The organism is Halomonas sp. BM-2019, from assembly GCF_017584085.1.
Genome location: NZ_CP071922.1, coordinates 3,669,778 through 3,670,101, shown reverse-complemented (window position 1 = coordinate 3,670,101; position 324 = coordinate 3,669,778). Strand labels below are relative to the sequence as shown.

The window sequence follows — 324 nt, the reverse complement described above, 5'->3', positions numbered from 1 at the left end:
CGGTAACGGAGGACGCCCTCGCGCTGCTCGACCGGTTCGAGCGCCGCGAGGGCATCGCGGCCTGGCTGCCGCGCTGGCGGCAGCGGCTGGCCCGGGAAGGGGCGAGCCCCGAGGCGGTCAGCGCGCGCCTCGATGCGGTCAACCCGCTCTATATCCCGCGCAACCATCAGGTGGAACGGGTGATCGCCGCGGCCGCCGAACACGACGACTTCGGCCCCTTCGAGGCGCTGGCCGAGGTGCTGGCCGAGCCCTTCACCGAGCAGCCCGGCCGCGACGACTACGCCCGGCCGGCGCCGCCTTCCGAGCGGGTATTGCGCACCTTCT

At 74.1% G+C, this 324-nt stretch carries 1 protein-coding gene; it reads left to right on the top strand.

All coding sequences use genetic code 11. From position 1 onward, the window contains the following. Positions 1 to 324, top strand: a 324-nt coding sequence (locus J5F18_RS18155) for a protein adenylyltransferase SelO family protein (RefSeq protein ID WP_346299932.1), incomplete at both ends; no start/stop codon positions are given.